Source organism: Thermasporomyces composti, assembly GCF_003386795.1.
In the GTDB taxonomy this organism is placed as follows: Bacteria; Actinomycetota; Actinomycetes; order Propionibacteriales; family Actinopolymorphaceae; genus Thermasporomyces; species Thermasporomyces composti.
Window position 1 is genome coordinate 3,482,371 of sequence record NZ_QTUC01000001.1, and the last position, 14,991, is coordinate 3,497,361.

The 14,991-nt window shown below is 70.4% G+C and carries 14 protein-coding genes and 1 other RNA gene; 10 read left to right on the forward strand and 5 right to left on the reverse strand.

What is annotated here, in order from left to right; all coding sequences use genetic code 11:
• Nucleotides 1-2: 2 nt before the first annotated feature.
• Nucleotides 3-1,919, forward strand: coding sequence for an ABC transporter ATP-binding protein (locus tag DFJ64_RS15080; RefSeq protein WP_115851034.1), 1,917 nt, complete (start codon nt 3-5; stop codon nt 1,917-1,919).
• A gap of 36 nt (nt 1,920-1,955) precedes the next feature.
• Here DFJ64_RS15080 and lipB read toward each other — a convergent pair whose 3' ends face one another.
• Entirely contained in the window at nt 1,956-2,585 is a 630-nt protein-coding gene (gene lipB / locus DFJ64_RS15085; protein ID WP_115851035.1) for a lipoyl(octanoyl) transferase LipB, read from the reverse strand.
• A 319-nt stretch (nt 2,586-2,904) separates the two neighbouring features.
• Between lipB and ssrA the strand changes: the two genes are divergently transcribed.
• Nucleotides 2,905-3,275, forward strand: a transfer-messenger RNA (tmRNA) gene (ssrA, locus tag DFJ64_RS15090).
• Nucleotides 3,276-3,373: 98 nt separating this feature from the next.
• On the opposite strand, the gene DFJ64_RS15095 is transcribed toward ssrA, so the two are convergent.
• A complete protein-coding gene (locus DFJ64_RS15095) occupies nt 3,374-4,258 on the reverse strand; it encodes an SDR family oxidoreductase (protein WP_115851036.1) in 885 nt (294 codons plus the stop codon).
• 382 nt (nt 4,259-4,640) lie between these two features.
• Between DFJ64_RS15095 and DFJ64_RS20110 the strand changes: the two genes are divergently transcribed.
• Nucleotides 4,641-5,597, forward strand: a complete 957-nt coding sequence (locus DFJ64_RS20110) for an HdeD family acid-resistance protein (RefSeq protein WP_281268510.1) — start codon at nt 4,641-4,643, stop codon at nt 5,595-5,597.
• A gap of 161 nt (nt 5,598-5,758) precedes the next feature.
• On the opposite strand, the gene DFJ64_RS15110 is transcribed toward DFJ64_RS20110, so the two are convergent.
• Nucleotides 5,759-6,496 (reverse strand): NAD-dependent epimerase/dehydratase family protein, encoded by a 738-nt coding sequence (locus DFJ64_RS15110; RefSeq protein WP_115851038.1) that lies wholly within the window; start codon nt 6,494-6,496, stop codon nt 5,759-5,761.
• 194 nt (nt 6,497-6,690) lie between these two features.
• On the opposite strand from DFJ64_RS15110, the gene DFJ64_RS15115 reads away from it, so the two are divergent.
• On the forward strand, nt 6,691-7,260 hold the full coding sequence (locus DFJ64_RS15115) for a DUF1707 and DUF4870 domain-containing protein (protein ID WP_147304725.1): 570 nt from the start codon (nt 6,691-6,693) through the stop codon (nt 7,258-7,260).
• Nucleotides 7,261-7,376: 116 nt separating this feature from the next.
• Nucleotides 7,377-8,624, forward strand: coding sequence for an MFS transporter (locus tag DFJ64_RS15120; protein ID WP_115851040.1), 1,248 nt, complete (start codon nt 7,377-7,379; stop codon nt 8,622-8,624).
• On the opposite strand, the gene srmL is transcribed toward DFJ64_RS15120, so the two are convergent.
• Nucleotides 8,621-9,808 (reverse strand): PheS-related mystery ligase SrmL, encoded by a 1,188-nt coding sequence (srmL, locus tag DFJ64_RS15125; protein WP_115851041.1) that lies wholly within the window; start codon nt 9,806-9,808, stop codon nt 8,621-8,623. The genes DFJ64_RS15120 and srmL overlap by 4 nt on opposite strands.
• 670 nt (nt 9,809-10,478) lie before the next feature.
• Here srmL and DFJ64_RS15130 point away from each other — a divergent pair.
• The 5 genes from DFJ64_RS15130 to DFJ64_RS15150 all read left to right on the forward strand — a co-directional run bounded on the left by DFJ64_RS15130 (nt 10,479) and on the right by DFJ64_RS15150 (nt 14,067).
• The gene (locus DFJ64_RS15130) at nt 10,479-11,228 is read left to right on the forward strand and encodes a hypothetical protein (RefSeq protein WP_115851042.1); all 750 of its coding nucleotides are present in this window, start codon (nt 10,479-10,481) and stop codon (nt 11,226-11,228) included.
• Nucleotides 11,229-11,374: 146 nt separating this feature from the next.
• Nucleotides 11,375-12,769, forward strand: a complete 1,395-nt coding sequence (locus DFJ64_RS15135) for an NAD-dependent malic enzyme (protein WP_115851043.1) — start codon at nt 11,375-11,377, stop codon at nt 12,767-12,769.
• Nucleotides 12,766-13,155, forward strand: coding sequence for a VanZ family protein (locus tag DFJ64_RS15140; protein WP_245941153.1), 390 nt, complete (start codon nt 12,766-12,768; stop codon nt 13,153-13,155). The genes DFJ64_RS15135 and DFJ64_RS15140 overlap by 4 nt, the downstream gene beginning before the upstream one ends.
• Nucleotides 13,156-13,180: 25 nt before the next feature.
• Nucleotides 13,181-13,741, forward strand: coding sequence for a YqgE/AlgH family protein (locus DFJ64_RS15145; RefSeq protein WP_115851044.1), 561 nt, complete (start codon nt 13,181-13,183; stop codon nt 13,739-13,741).
• Nucleotides 13,742-13,797: 56 nt separating this feature from the next.
• Nucleotides 13,798-14,067, forward strand: coding sequence for a DUF3039 domain-containing protein (locus DFJ64_RS15150; RefSeq protein ID WP_115851045.1), 270 nt, complete (start codon nt 13,798-13,800; stop codon nt 14,065-14,067).
• Between the two features lie 142 nt (nt 14,068-14,209).
• On the opposite strand, the gene DFJ64_RS15155 is transcribed toward DFJ64_RS15150, so the two are convergent.
• On the reverse strand, nt 14,210-14,533 hold the full coding sequence (locus DFJ64_RS15155) for a hypothetical protein (RefSeq protein WP_115851046.1): 324 nt from the start codon (nt 14,531-14,533) through the stop codon (nt 14,210-14,212).
• Nucleotides 14,534-14,991 lie beyond the last annotated feature (458 nt).

Here is a 14,991-nt window from a genome sequence, read left to right on the forward strand (position 1 = left end):
CCATGCCTGAGGACGTCGACCAGCTGACGGGTAACGAGGTGCGCGCGCCGAGGACGGCCGTCGAGGAGCGTCCGGACGCCACGTCCGAGCCGGTGTTGCTCGACGTGCGCGACCTCTCCGTCGCCTACGGCGCCACGCACGCGGTGCGCGAGGTGTCGTTCCAGCTCAACGACGGCGAGTTCGTCGGACTCCTCGGCGAGTCGGGCAGCGGGAAGACGACGCTCGGCAACGCGATCCTCCGCCTGCTGCCAGCGGGACGGATCACCGGAGGCAGCATCCGCTTCGCCGGACAGGACATCACGCACGCGAGCCAGGCGGATCTCCGCAGGCTGCGTTGGCGGGACATGTCCACCGTCTTCCAGAGCAGCATGAACTCCCTCAACCCGGTCCTCACCATCGAGGCCCAGTTCCGCGACGTCATCGAGGAGCACACCTCGATGCGCGGCGCGGAGGTCCGACACCGCATCGCCGAGCTGCTCGAGATGGTGATGATCGACCCGTCGTTCATGCGCTTCTACCCGCACGAGCTCTCGGGCGGTATGAAGCAGCGGGTCTGTCTCGCGTTGGCGCTCGCGCTACGGCCGCGGCTCGTCGTGCTCGACGAGCCGACCACCGGCCTGGACGTCATCGTGCAGCGTTCGATCCTCGACAACGTCCGCGCGTTGCAACGCGACCAGGGGTTCGCGGTCCTCCTCATCAGCCATGACCTCGGCACGGTGATGGAGGTCTCGGACCGGGTGATGGTCATGTACGCCGGGAGGATCGTCGAGGACCAGCGCTCGGCGACGATGCTGGCCGAGCCCATCCACCCCTACACCCGTGGCCTGCTCGGCGCCTACGCCGACCCGAGAGCGGACGCGGTGGAGATCGGCTACATCCCGGGCCGGCCGCCGGACCTGTCGCGTCCCGTGCGAGGGTGTCCGTTCGCTCCCCGCTGCCGGGAGGCTGCGGACGCCTGCCGAACCGAGGAGCCGCGGCTGGTCCCCATGGGGCCGGGCCTCGCGGCGTGCCATGTCGCCGAACAGGCGTACGCCGCCGGCGATGGGCGTCGCGAGGGGGCGCCGCGGTCAGGTCAGGTCTTCACCACGTCGGCAAGTCGAGAGGTGCGGATCGAGGAGCGTCGGCCGATCCTCGAGGTCGACCGGGTGTCCAAGCGATACCGCAGTCGTCGCGGGTTCAAGGTCCGCGAGGTCGACGCGGTGATCGACGTGTCGTTCACCTTGCGGGAGGGAACGGTCACGGCGTTGGTCGGGCAGAGCGGCAGCGGCAAGAGCACGCTCGCCCGGCTGGTGACCGGCGTCGAACGCCCGACGAGCGGTGAGGTGCGGTTCGGTGACGTGCGGGTCGACCGGCTGCGTGGTCGCGCTCTGCGCGACTACCGGCGGCACATCCAACTGGTCTTCCAGGACCCGTTCGCCGCGCTGAACCCCACCCACACCATCGGCTACATCCTGAGCCGACCGCTGGTGAACTACGGCGGCGTGTCTCGGCGGGAGCTGCGTCCCCGCGTCGAGGAGCTGCTGGAGAGCGTGGGACTTTCTCCTGCGTCAGCCTACATCGACAAGTTCCCGCACCAGCTGTCCGGCGGTCAGCAGCAGCGTGTGGTGGTGGCCCGGGCGCTGGCGCCCGACCCGGAGATCATCGTGGCGGACGAGCCGATCTCCATGCTCGACGTCTCGATTCGGGCGGAGATCCTGCAGCTCCTCGACGACCTCGTGCGGAAGCGGGGCATCGCGATGCTCTACATCACCCACGACCTGTTGAGCGCGCGGGTCCTCGCCGACGAGGTCCTCGTGCTCCATCGGGGCAGGTTGGTCGAGTCCGGGCCGACGCTGCGCGTGATCCGTGAGGCGCGGGACGACTACACCCAGCGGCTGCTCAACGCGATCCCCAACCCGTACGCGACGCGACGCGCGTAGTCCCTGGGCTCGCGTTCTCCGCTCGGTCCTGCGTGCTCAGGTGGCGCCGAGCGCGGCCGCCACCGCGTCACGAACCTCCGCCTCGGTCGGCATCGGCGCGACGCCGCGGTCCGCCAGCTGCCGCAGCGACGTCATCGTGACGTCCTGCATCCCACAGGCGGTGAACTGGTCGAACACCGTCATGTCGGGGTCGATGTTGAGCGCGAAGCCGTGGCTGGTGACTCCACCCCGGATGCGCATGCCGATGGACGCGATCTTGTGGTGGTCAGGGGTCCAGACGCCGACCAGGCTCGGCGATCCGGGAGGGGTGTCGCGGCGCACCGCGGGGAAGCCGAGCTTCCCCAGCGCCGCGACGAGGCCGTTCTCGAGCCATCGGACGATGTCGACGGGGCCACGCTCGCGAACGTTCACCACGAGATAGCCGACGAGCTGCCCGGGTCCGTGGTAGGTGGCGTAGCCGCCGCGGTCGACCTCGACGGTGGGCAAGCCCGCGGTGGCGGGCGGGAGGTCGCGTGGGTCCGTGCGGGCGCCGTACGTCACCACCGGAGGGTGGCTCAGGAGGAACAGACGATCCGGCGCGAGCCCACGCCGCCGCTCGTCGACCCACCGAGCCATGCGCTCGATCGCCTCGGCATAGGGAACCTCGCCCAAGTCGACCCGTCGCATACCCACCTCATGTCCCTCCCGCGACGCCGCGCGGACCTCGTCCAGACCGCCGCCAGCCTAGCTCTCCCGGCTCCTCACCGGGCGACGCTGACCGGTGGGGCGCCCCCACGAGCTCGGGGCGTCCGCCTCCCGGCACAGGTGAGAAAAGGGACGAAGCTTCGGCCCGTCGTGCCCGGCGGGGGCACCGGCGTGGTGGCTGGTGGGAGCGGCGGCTGAGCGCCGGGAATCTGGCGTGACCTCTCCGGCGTTGAGCGCTACAGTGGTGCGGGCCGGGACGATCGCGGCGGACGCCGGCCCGGCTTGGTTGACAACTCAACAGGGGGGTGAACGGTTTCGACTTCGGACGATCGCTTCAGGGGAAGCGGGCCGAGGACCCAGGGTCACCTCGTAAACGATCCCTGGAAACAAATAAGTGCCAACGCTAAGCGCACTGACTTCGCTCTCGCCGCCTGACGCGAGCTAGCGAAGGGTCAGGCCGGGAGTGCCTCCGACCCGGATCCTGGCCTCATCGAGGAGGCTCGCCCGCATGGAACGGCCGCGGGGCCGTGCGGGGACACCGACCGCGGCTGGGCCCGTCGGCGACTTGCCTGCGTGAGCGCCGGGGCCGAGTAGAACGCTGAGCAGGCTGCGCCCGGAGAAGCCCTGAAACGACGACGAAGGACGCGGGTTCGATTCCCGCCACCTCCACCAGCACGCGGACGAGGCGGCTGACCACGGAAGGTCGGCCGCCTCGCGCTTTGTCGACTCCAGGTCTCCGCCTCGCGGTGTCCGCGACGACGCACCCGTCGTCAGGAGGCTGTCACGCCGAACCCTCCGTCTGACGTCAGGACCTGACCAACGATCCAGCGGCCTTCGTCCGTGGCGAGCCAGCCGATCAAGCGCGCGGGATCTGTGGGATGCCCGAAGCGTCCGAAGGGCATCGCCGCGCGGGCGGACTCGATCGCGTCCGCGTCTCGGTCGGTCGTCTCGACATCGAGGTAGCCGGTGTTCACCGGTCCTGGGTTGATCGTGTTGAGGATGATCCCGTGGGGGAGCAGCTCACTGGCGACCGTGGCGGTCAGACCGGCGAGCGCGGCCTTGCTCGCGGCGTAGGCCACCTCTCCGGGCATGGGTCCCTGCTGCTGCCCCGACGTCATCCAGAACACACGCCCTGTCGCGTGCTCGTCCACCGGTCGCGTCGCCCTGGCGCGGTCGCCCGGGCGAGCCGCCGGTCCGGCGTCCAGGCCGGTGAACGCTTTGGCGAAGTGGCTCGTCAGCAGGATCGTGGCGCGGGCGTTGACGGCCCAGTGGCCATCGAGCCGGTCCGGTGTCATGTCGAAGATCGATCCGTCCCGCCCCGAACGGGCCTGGTTGCAGACGAGGATGTCGAGACGTCCCGTCAGGTCCTTGGCGGCGGCGATGAGTCGGCCAGGGGCGTCCTCGTGGGAGAGGTCGAGACTCAGGTCTCCGAACGCCGCGCCGGGGCGTAAGGAGGCGCGGATTCCGTCCCGCACCTGGTCCAGGTCGTCGGCACCCCATGGCTGCTCGGCGTCATGGGGCACGAAATGGTGGATGACGATGTCGGCGCCGAGCTCAGCCAGGCGGGTGGCGACCGCGTAGCCGATGCCGCGACGTCGTGAGACGCCGGTCACCAAAGCGGTCTTGCCGCGGAGCGGGAACGAGGAGCTCTCCACGCGAGCATGGTAGGGGCCGGTGCACCTCAGTCGATCTGTCACTCACTTGCGAAGGCGTGACCTGGGAAGGCCTCGCCTGGGGAGGCGTCACCTAGGAGACCAGGGCCTCACCTCGCAAGGCCAAGTCCTCACCTCGCAAGGCCAAGTCCTCACCTCGCAAGGCCAAGTCCTCACCTCGCAAGGGTGGTGTGACGGCGTGCTCGGCTGGCCACGATAAGGGCGGCAAGGACGCCGACGGCCCACCGTGCGAGGGCGGGTCTCGTGGCGTCGTCGTGTCACACGAGGGGGCGGAAGCATGCCGTCCGACCCGATCCAGCGCGGTCCCAACGGCTCGGAGCGCCCACCGAACCAGTCGAGTGCGCCAGGCGAGCACCCCGCTCCGATGACCGGGCCTCGCCTCCCGGCTCAGCCCGGCCCGGTGTCGTCGGAGCCGCCGGGAGCTGCCGGAGCATCCCTGGGGAACGGGTCGCCCACAGGGGTGGACGGGGCCGCTGACGACGGAGCCGCTGACCATGGCGAGCCCGAACACCGGGCAGCGGAGCACAGGTCGACCGAGCAGAGTGCGACCGAGCAGGGTACGACCGAGCAGGGTGCGACAGAGCAGGGTGCGACAGAGCAGAGGGCGAGAGGGCAGAGGGCGAGAGGGCAGAGGGCGAGAGGGCAGAGGGCGAGCGACGAGGGGACGAGCGAGCACAGGACCACCGACCGCGCGACAGCCGGTCGGCGTGATGGCGGGGGAGCACCCAGTCGTCGGCGGAGCAGAGGCGTCGCACGCCTCCTCTTCGCGGTCGGAGCCACCTGGCAGGCGACGTTCGTCGTCGGCTGCGCGAGCGTCGTTCTCGGCGCGCTCGTCGTGGCCTGGCCGGCCGTGACCGTCCGGGCAGCCGCGATCCTGCTGGCGGCGCAGATCCTGGTCTGCGCGCTCCACTCCCTCGCCCAGGCTGTCGTGGAGGACAGGCGCGAAGTCGGCAGGCGAACCCTCCTGGTGCTCCTCGGCGTCGTGGGCCTCGCCGTCGGCATCCCGCTGCTGCGGGACCACACCCCCCCGAGCGAGTCCTTGGTCCTGCTCGTGGGCCTGTTCTGGACCATGAGCGGGGTGATCACGCTCGTCGCAGCGTTCTTCGAGGGCGATCGGCCGGCGCGCGGCGTCCGTGTGGTCACGAGCGCGCTCAGCCTCGTGGCCGGCGTTCTCGTCCTCGCCTATCCGCGACCGTCCTGGTCCGTCCTCACTGTCGTCTTCAGCGCCTGGCTCGTCGCCTTCGGCGTCCTGACCGGCATCGCCGCCATCCAGACGCGGGCGGCGGGCCGGTCGCAGCGTCACGGCGCCCGACTGGGGTGAGACAGCGACTACGTGAGACAGCACCGACGGAGGTGAAGTCGAACCGCTGACCCGGCGATCGCGCTCCTTCGGCGCTGGTCGAGCACGAGCCACCCTCGCCGGTCATCCACCCACGCTCCCGACGACCTGGCCGAGAGTGTGTGCGTCGTCCTCGTGGCGGGCTAGGTCGTGGTCGCCTGAGCGGTGCTGTCGAGCGGAGTCCAGCCCAGCACCTCACGCGCCTTGCGCAAGGACACCACCTTCTCGGCGCCGTCACCGCTGATGGCGAACGCCTCGAAGCCGTGACCTTGGAAGTCGAGCGCGGCGAGGATGGCGCGGGCGGTGTCGCGCGCCGACGTGCAGATCGTCGCCGCCAGGCCGTCGCGGCGGGGGAACTCGTGGTCCGCGACGGGATGGCACAGGCGTAGCGCGACGACGCTCATCCCCCACGCCTGCACCGCGTTGCGGCAGACTTCCTCGCCCAGACGCTTCGCCAGGCCGTAGAAGTTCGTGGCGTCGGGCGGCACCGTCTCGTCGGGGTAACGCTCTCGGCCCGGCAGCTCGCCGGGCTCGGCGTACACCGACATGCTGCTGGTGTAGACGGCGTGCCGCACACCTGCGTCGTGGGCGGCGTTCAGGGCCGTGTAGAGCCCGGCGACCGACACCTCGAGGTGGGTTCGGGCGTTGTCGGGCTGACCCCAGCCGGCGAGAGGCCCCATCGCCATGAAGACCAAGGCGTCGATGCCCTCGACGGCGCGGCGGACCGCGTCGACGTCGCGGAGGTCTCCGGACACGTAGTCGACCGCGACGTTCGCCGCCGGCGGCTTGAGGTCGAAGACCGTGATGTCGTGATGCTGGACGAGGGTGGGGAGCACGAGAGTCCCCACTGCACCGGATCCCCCGATGACGAGGACGCGCACAGGCACTCCTTCACGCGATCGTGTCGGTGGAACCGTAGAGCATCGCCGCCAATGATCGACAGGGAGTCTCGGTACGACACTTGCACGCGACGACATCTGCACGCGAGGTCCAGGCGTCACCGGGGCGCCGCTCGGGGTGTGCTCAGGGTCATTCCGGATGCCTCGCGTCCCGCTCGCCGGTCGAGAATGAGGCCGTGAGAGTCGAAGGAACCGGCGGTCTTCCGCATCCGCTACCTGGGGCGATGCGCGTCTCCGACGCTGACCGCGATCAGGGGGTCGCGCTGCTGCAGACCGCCTTCGCCGAGGGTCGGCTCACCCACGCCGAGCTCGACCAGCGCATCGGGGAGGCGCTCACCGCCAGGAGTGGCGACGACCTCGCGCGGGCGCTGCGCGGTCTGCCCGTCGCGAAGGCGCACGCCACGGCGGAGCGAACCATGCCGAACGGCGCCGACCGGATGTGGGCGTTGGTGGCTCACTGGTCCGGGTACTTCTCCTTGTTCGTCATCCCTGCCCTCATCGCCTTCACCAAGGGCACCTCGTCCCGGTTCGTCCGGGACCAGGCGATGGAGTCGGTCAACTTCCAGCTCACCTTCCTCGGCGCGACCGTCGCGTTGGGCATGGCCGCCGGGCTGACGTTCGGGCTGCTGGGTGTGCTCTTCCCCGTGGTCGTCGTGGGGTGGATGGTCCTGGTCTGCCTCGGGGGACTGTCCGCGGTGGCGGGCAACCGCTGGCGCTACCCCTGGAACGTTCGCCTCTTCCGCTAGGTGCCTTCCCCAGCTGCTCCTCGTTCCGGTGGAGCGCAGAGCCCTGGGGCCGCGCCGGCGGCCGACCGTGGACGTCGAGGTCTATCCGACCGGCTCTCGCCGATAGGGTCCATCGCGTGACGCGCTCCGCCCCCCGAGAGCTTCGCCTCGCCCGCCTCGCGGTGGCGGTGACGTTCCTGGTCCACGCGGCGATGTTCGCCACCTGGGCCGCCCGGATTCCCTCGATCAAAGCCGACCTCCACCTCGACCACGAGGACCTCGGGATCGCGTTCGGTGGTCTGTCCGTCGGCTTGCTCGTCGGCACCCGTCTCACCGGCCGCATGGAGCGCCGTGGTCGCACCGGCCGGCCGATCAGGATCTTGGTGCTCGTCCAGGCGGTCGCGCTCGTTGGGCCGGCGTACGCCGTGGACCTCGTGACGCTCACCGGGGCACTCGCGGTCCTCGGGGTGATCGGCGGCATGCTCGACGTCGCCATGAACGCTCACGCGGTCGCCGTCGAGCGGTTGTACCGGCGTCCGATCATGTCGGGCTTCCATGGCTTGTGGAGTCTCGGCTCCATGGGCGGCGCCGGGGTCGCGGCGGCGGTCGCCGCCGGCGGCGTCGACGTTCGCGTCCACTTCATCGTGGCGGGCGTGGTGTGCGCGGTCGTGACCGCACCGATCCTCATCCACCTCCTGCCGCCCGACCGGGAGAGCGCCGTCACCTCCCACGCGGTGGAGAGTCCGGACGGCGCTCGGCCCCAGGTCGGCATCGCGGTCGTCGTGGTCCTGGCGCTCATGGGTTTCGGCTCGTTCCTCGGGGAGGGAGCGATCGGCGACTGGAGCGCCGTCTTCCTCCACGAGAACCTCGGCGCCCCCGTGGACATGGCGGCGCTGGGTCTGTCGGTGTTCTCGGCGGCGATGGCGGTGTCCCGGCTCCTGGCCGACCGGGTCGGCGAGGTCCTGGGCCCGGTCGTGGTGGCGCGTACCGGAGCGGCGATCAGCGCCGTCGGGTACGTCGTCTTCCTGCTCGCGCCGGGTCCAGGGCTCGCCCTGGTCGGCTTCGGGCTCGCTGGATTCGGGATCGGTCCCGCCGTACCCGTGGTCTTCAGTGCGGCCGGCAATGTCCGGACCGCCCGCCGGGCGTCCATGCTCGGTCCGGTCGTGTCGGCCGGCTACGTCGGCTCGGTCGTGGGTCCCGTCCTCATCGGAGCGGTCGCCCAGCAGGTCGGACTCGCCTGGGCGCTGACGATCCCCCTGGGCTTCGTCGTCGTCATCGTCGTCGCCGCCGGACTGCTGCGCAGCGCCGAGGGCGGCGAGCCGCCGGCCGAGACCGAGCCGACAGTCGCCGCCCGCGCTCACGGCCCGGCCAACGTCGACGGCTAAGCGCTCGGCTCGCGGCTCGCCCACTGCGCCACCGCGCCCTCGTGTAACGCCGCGTAGACCCGGTCCCGAAGCCGGTTCGCCTCGTCGTCGGTGAGCGTGCGGTCCAGCGGCCGCAGCACCAGACGCACCAGCACGTTGCGCTGACCGGCGCGCATGCCGAGGCGCGCCCTGGCGGTGTCGGGCAGCTCCTCGTACGCCGTCGTCGCCACGACCTCGACCGTCTCGGCCACGTCAGCGTCGGCGCCGAGCGCTTCGCGCACCCGGTCGCCCAGCGCCTCAGCGCTCGTGTCGGTGTCGGGGCCGACCGCGATCGACAGGTCGCGACGCACCGGCGGCAGGTGCGACACCGGCTTGTACGGCGCAAGGTCGTGCATCTGCTCCGCGACGCGCGGGTCAGTCGAGCGGAGGAGTCGGATGTCAGGGACGCCTTTGCGCAGCATCACCAGCCGATCCAAGCCCAACCCCATGGCCAGGCCGGACCAGCCGGTCAGCCCCGCTCCGGTGAGGACGGCCGGAGCGGCGAGGCCGCACTCGCCGATCTCGATCCACCGCCCGTCCCATCGCACATCGATCTGTCGACCGGCGAGGGTGTACGGGTGAGTCGCGGGCGTGGTGCGCCATCGGGCGCCTGGGAGAGCGGCGGAGACGACGACGTCGATCATGCGCGTCAGGTCGGTCTCGGTGCAGACGCGTTCCCGCGTCACCGGCCACAAGTCGACCTGGTGCGGTGTGCCGCTGTGCTGCCAGTCGATGGCGTCACGTCGGTAGCAGATGCCGACGCAGGCGAGCAGCACCGACGACGGCGGGTCGGCCCTCCGCGCCAGGTCGCGGAGGGCGGCCGGAACCATCGCGCTGCTGTGGCTGCGCAGCACGTGGTGATCGTCGACGTAGCGGGTGTAGCGCGCGTCGCGGGTCACCACGTCGGCGGGATAGCCGAGTCGGTCGTAGTTGTCGGCCACGCTCACGATGCGATCGCCGCGGACCACGCGGGTAGGCCAGCCCAGCACATCAGCGAGGCGGGTGACGACCTCGTCGAGGAGGTCCTGCATGGCGTGGTGTCCCTGCGCGGGATCGCTCAGGTCGCGGACGGCGAGGCAGGCACGCAGCTCCGCGTCGGAGAGTCGACGGTGTGAGACGCGAGGGTCGTGGGAGTCGGTGCGGGACGTGCTCAGGGGGTCAACCATGACGGTCTCCTGCGATGTGGATCGGCGGGATGGACGAGGTCGTCACCCCGGCCGGACGCGGGACCGTCGTGGATCGCGGTCAGGTCCGCGTGGTGGTCACCGGATCGCTGCTGGGACGAGATCACCGCAGGAGACGTGACCGCGGACGACGTGCCACCCCGACGGCACCGCGGTGCCGGCCGGGGCGACGAAATCGCCGTCCACACGAAGTCACGTCGTGACCGTACCCCTGAAGGAGAGGCTCCGACAACACCCCTGAAGAGGACCCCCTGAAGAAGGGCTCCGGCAACCGGCTCGTCCGACTTATCCACAAGCACAAAACGGCGCTGTCCGAAAGTCCCCTACAGTGTTGGGCCGCCACACCCGATGACGAGGAGGACGACCGGTGGCACGGATCGAAGCGAGACGGCTTCGACGTCGTCGACCGCGGTCGTGGTCCGGATGGGTCGGGGTCGGACGTGCTCGCGCCGTGCTCGACCTCGCGGGTGACGTTGCTTCGGTCACGCCCGTGCTGGCCCGCCCTGAGTTCACCGAAGAACTCAACTACCAAGGGGAAGTCTGATGATCGACGCGTTGCGCTTGGAGTGGACCCGGCTGCGCACGTCGCCGTCGACCTACTTGCTGAGCGGCCTGGCTGTGCTCCTCAGCGCTCGCGGCGCTCGTCGCCGCCGTGATCGTGCGACATGAGCGGGACGACTACGTGGACCCGGGCCGCTGGCCAGGCTCTCTCGTCCTCTCGGACGGGGCCGCGCTCCCCCTCCTCACCGGAGCGGCGCAGTACACGACCTACCCGATCGTCGCGGCCTGCATGGGCGTCGTGGGGATCCTCGCGTTCAGGGGCGAGCACCGCCACGGCACGCTCGTCTCGACGCTCGTCCCTCCGCCGCGTCGCGACGTGCTCGTCGCCGCCGCGTGCGTCGTGGTGGGCGCGTGGTCGTCGGCGGTCGCGCTGGTCTCGATCGCGCTCAACTGGATCGTCGGTCTGCTCCTGCTCGACGGGCCCCTCGAGATCACCGGTGAGGTGGCCGTGGGGCTGCTCTACTACGTGTGGAACGCGGTCTTGTGGGCGCTGCTCGGGGTCGGGCTGGGGATTCTCGGGCGCAGCGTGCTGCGCGCCCTCGGTGTGTGGTGGATCATCGAGTTCGTCCAGTCGGTGATCGAGAGCGCCGCGATGCGGCTGCTGATGGGCGATGCGGGCGTGATCTTCTACTACTTGCCGCGCTGGTCGAGCAGCTTCATGCTGCACGTCGGCGAGTACAGGTTGGTGGACGTGTACGGACCGATCCCGAGCAAGCTGGTCGCCAGCCTGGTCTGCACCGCCTGGGTGACGCTGCTCCTGGTCGTGGCCATGAACACCTTCTCCCGGCGGGACGCCAGCGCGCGTAGCGTCACCACGACGACCGTGGCGCCGACCGGGTGACGCGACCAGGTGGCGCCGGGACCACGACTCGCTCTCGACCGGCGACGCGGAGTCACGTTGCGACCCGCGGAGGGGCGTACGCGACACTCTGTCCGGAAGGTGAGACGATCGGAAGACACATCCTTGATGAAGCCGGGAGGACGCCCGTGGTCTCGGTGCCCAGCATCTCCTACTCGATCACCGTGCGGCTGGAGGTGCCCGCCGGGGGTCGAGCGGTCAGTGAGCTCACGGCGGCGGTGGAGCACGCGGGCGGCTCGGTGACCGCCCTCGACGTGACCGCCTCTGGACACGAGCGGCTACGGATCGACGTCACCTGCGCGGCCACCGACACTGCGCACGCGGGCCATCTGGTCGAGGTGCTCCGAGCGGTTCCGGGTGTGACGATCCACAAGGTCTCCGACCGGACCTTCCTCATGCATCTCGGCGGCAAGATCGAGATGCAGTCCAAGCACCCCATCCGCAACCGCGACGACCTGTCGATGATCTACACCCCCGGCGTCGGTCGGGTGTCCCAAGCGATCGCGCAGAACCCGGAGGACGCCCGGCGGCTCACCATCAAGCGCAACACCGTCGCGGTGGTGAGCGACGGGTCGGCGGTACTCGGGCTGGGCAACGTGGGCCCGTACGCGGCGCTGCCGGTCATGGAGGGCAAGGCCGCCCTGTTCAAGCGGTTCGCCGGGATCGACGCCTGGCCGATCTGCCTCGACACCCAGGACGTCGACACGATCGTCGAGGTGGTGCGTGCAATCGCCCCCGGGTTCGCGGGGATCAACCTCGAGGACATCTCCGCGCCGCGCTGCTTCGAGGTCGAGCGCAAGCTGCGTGACCTGCTCGACATCCCGGTCTTCCACGACGACCAGCACGGCACGGCCATCGTCGTGCTTGCGGCGCTCACCAATGCGTTGCGCTTCGTGGGCAAGGACCTGCCGCACGTGCGGATCGTCATGTCGGGCGCGGGGGCGGCCGGCAGCGCGATCCTGCGGCTGCTGCTGGCGGCCGGCGCGAAGGACGTGCTGGTGGCCGACATCGAGGGCGTGATCCACGCGTCCCGCCCGGGTCTGTCCCCGGACCTGCGGTGGATCGCCGAGCGCACCAATGGCGCCGACTACCGCGGAGACCTTCGCGGTGCGCTCGCCGGTGCTGATGTCTTCATCGGCGTCTCGGCACCGAACATCCTCACCGGCGCCGACATCGCCACCATGAACGAGGGCTCCATCGTGTTCGCGCTCGCCAACCCCGAGCCCGAGGTGGACCCGATGGAGGCTCGGGAGCACGCCACGGTGGTGGCCACCGGCCGGAGCGACTTCCCCAACCAGATCAACAACGTGCTGGCGTTCCCAGGTGTCTTCCGAGGGCTGCTCGACGCCCAGAGCCACCACGTCGAGGAGAAGACGCTGCTGGCCGCCGCTCGAGCGATCGCGGGCGTGGTCTCCGACGAGGAGCTCAACGCCAACTACATCATTCCCAGCGTGTTCCACCCCGACGTTCATCAGGCCGTGGCCGCCGCGGTGCGATCCGCCGTGCAGGAACCGCGCGAGTGACGCGCGGCAGGGCAGTGCGACTCGTGTGGTGGGCGGCGTTCGTCGCCGCGTGCCTGGTCAACCTGGTCGCGGTCTACGCGCCGAGCCAGCCGACGACGTCGGACCTGTCGATCCCCCACGCCGATAAAGTTGGTCACCTGGTGATCTTCGCGGCCGTCGCGTGGACGGGGCGCGGTGTCGGCCTGCCGGTTCGGCCGTTGCTGGGCGTCCTCGTGCTCCACGCGGTGAGCAGCGAGGTCATCCAGGCGACTGTGTTGGACGACCGATCGGGAGACGTCTACGACGCGGTAGCGGACCTCGTCGGCGTGGCGGTCGGTGCCCTCCTGGCTCGGGTCACCGGGGTGGGGGAGCGACGACGCCACGATCGACGGGCGCTTCGTGCCTGAGCGCTCACGCGGAATCATTGGACGTATGGCCGTGGCCTCCTTGACCGGGCAGCTTCTCGTGGCAACGCCCTTGCTGCGTGATCCCAACTTCACCCGGACCGTCGTCCTGCTGCTCGACCACGACCAGGACGGCGCGCTGGGGGTCGTGATCAACCGGCCCACGGGCGTCCCGGTGATGTCTGTCCTCGGCGGCTGGAACTCCATGGTCAGCCAGCCCGAGGTGCTCTTCCAGGGCGGTCCGGTCGCGACCGACGCTGCCTTGGCACTCGCCGAGGTGGCCGACCCGGAGATTGAGCCTCTGGGTTGGCGGCGGCTCTACGGGCGTCTGGGCCTTGTCGATCTCGACGCGCCGCCGCAGCTTCTCGAGGGTGGTTTGGGCCGGTTGCGCGTGTTCGCCGGCTACGCCGGATGGGGTCCTGGCCAGCTGGAGATGGAGATCAAAGAGGGCGGCTGGTACGTCCTCGAGGCCGAGCCGGATGATCCGTTCACGCTCGATCCCGCGGGCCTGTGGCGACGGGTCCTCCGTCGGCAGCGCAGTGAGCTCGCGCTCGTCGCGACCTTCCCGGACGACCCCACGATGAACTGAGAATCCCGGGATGAACCGGGACGGTGGAAAACCGGACACGTCTTAGACTGGCCGACGTGAGTACCCAGCTGAGCCCCGGTGCACGCACGATCGAAGAGACCCGCACCGTTCCGTCGCACGGCAACGACGGCGACCACGAGCGGTTCTCGCACTACGTGCCCAAGGACAAGCTCGTCGACGCGATGGTCAACGGCACGCCCGTCGTCGCGCTGTGCGGCAAGGTGTGGGTGCCCAGTCGTGACCCCGAGAAGTACCCGGTGTGCCCGGAATGCAAGGAGATCTGGGAGGGCATGCCACCGGGTGGCGACGGCGACGAGAACCCGTGAGGCGACTCCGCGACCGTCTGACGGCGACCGGCGTGACGAGGCCCCGAGGGCGGCCGCGACGCTGTGGGACGACGCCGTAGGGCGCTGCGGGACGACCCCGTAGGACACGGTGCCGCGGCGCCCCGGTCAGCGGGTCCACGGCTCAGGACTGGACGCGACTGCGCCGTTGTCTGGTCGTGGCGGTCTCCGTGGTCGAGGTCCGCGAGGTGGTGGTCCGGGAAGACGCGGCGGCGGTACGACGACGCGCGGGTCGTCGGGTCGCGCTCACCGTGAAGTCGACGATGTCGTTCCACTGCGCGCGTCGCTGCAGGTCCGCGCAGACGGCTTCCCACGCGTTGCGCTGCGCCGCGCCACCGTCGAAGACGGGCACCCGCGCGACGACGTGTCCGACAAACCGCCGAGCGGTGTCGAACAACCCGCTCGCAGTCACCGTCGCGTTGGGTGTGGACGCGGCCTCGTCCGCCATGGCTGCTCCCTCGCTGTTCCCCGCCCTTCGTGGGCGCGCCCGTGTCGGTGTCTGTGCTCGATATTCCCCACTCTCCGTTGCTGAACAGTTACGGATTAGTCAAGTGCCACGAACGCGGAGACGAGTTGTCCGTGGGTCGGCGAACCCCGGCCTGGACACGCCCGCGGGACCTGACACTGTGCTGAGAGGACCGGCGGAGTCGGCCCCTGCGACGCGGTTCCCACACGACTCGGCGCCCGCGCGACTCGACGCCCACGGGACTCCTCTCCGGCGCGTGAGTCGTCTCGGTCGGGATCCCTCACGGCCAGGCGGGAGGTCGCGCGTCCGTGACGAGGGTCACGAGCGGAATCCGACGCGAGGCCGTGGGTCGACCACGTGTCGCGACGCCCTCAGGCTAGGGTCAGTCTCCCGGCCGCCGAGCTGCGGTCGGTGCGGCCCACGCTGTGCGGCCTGTCAGT

Bases quoted from the DNA above. Each gene is read 5' to 3' on its own strand.
- DFJ64_RS15080 (WP_115851034.1), top strand. From the start codon at position 3: ATGCCTGAGGACGTCGACCAGCTGACGGGTAACGAGGTGCGCGCGCCG.
- lipB (WP_115851035.1), bottom strand. From the start codon at position 2,585: ATGCGACGGGTCGACTTGGGCGAGGTTCCCTATGCCGAGGCGATCGAG.
- DFJ64_RS20110 (WP_281268510.1), top strand. From the start codon at position 4,641: ATGACCGGGCCTCGCCTCCCGGCTCAGCCCGGCCCGGTGTCGTCGGAG.
- srmL (WP_115851041.1), bottom strand. From the start codon at position 9,808: ATGGTTGACCCCCTGAGCACGTCCCGCACCGACTCCCACGACCCTCGC.
- DFJ64_RS15145 (WP_115851044.1), top strand. From the start codon at position 13,181: ATGGCCGTGGCCTCCTTGACCGGGCAGCTTCTCGTGGCAACGCCCTTG.
- DFJ64_RS15155 (WP_115851046.1), bottom strand. From the start codon at position 14,533: ATGGCGGACGAGGCCGCGTCCACACCCAACGCGACGGTGACTGCGAGC.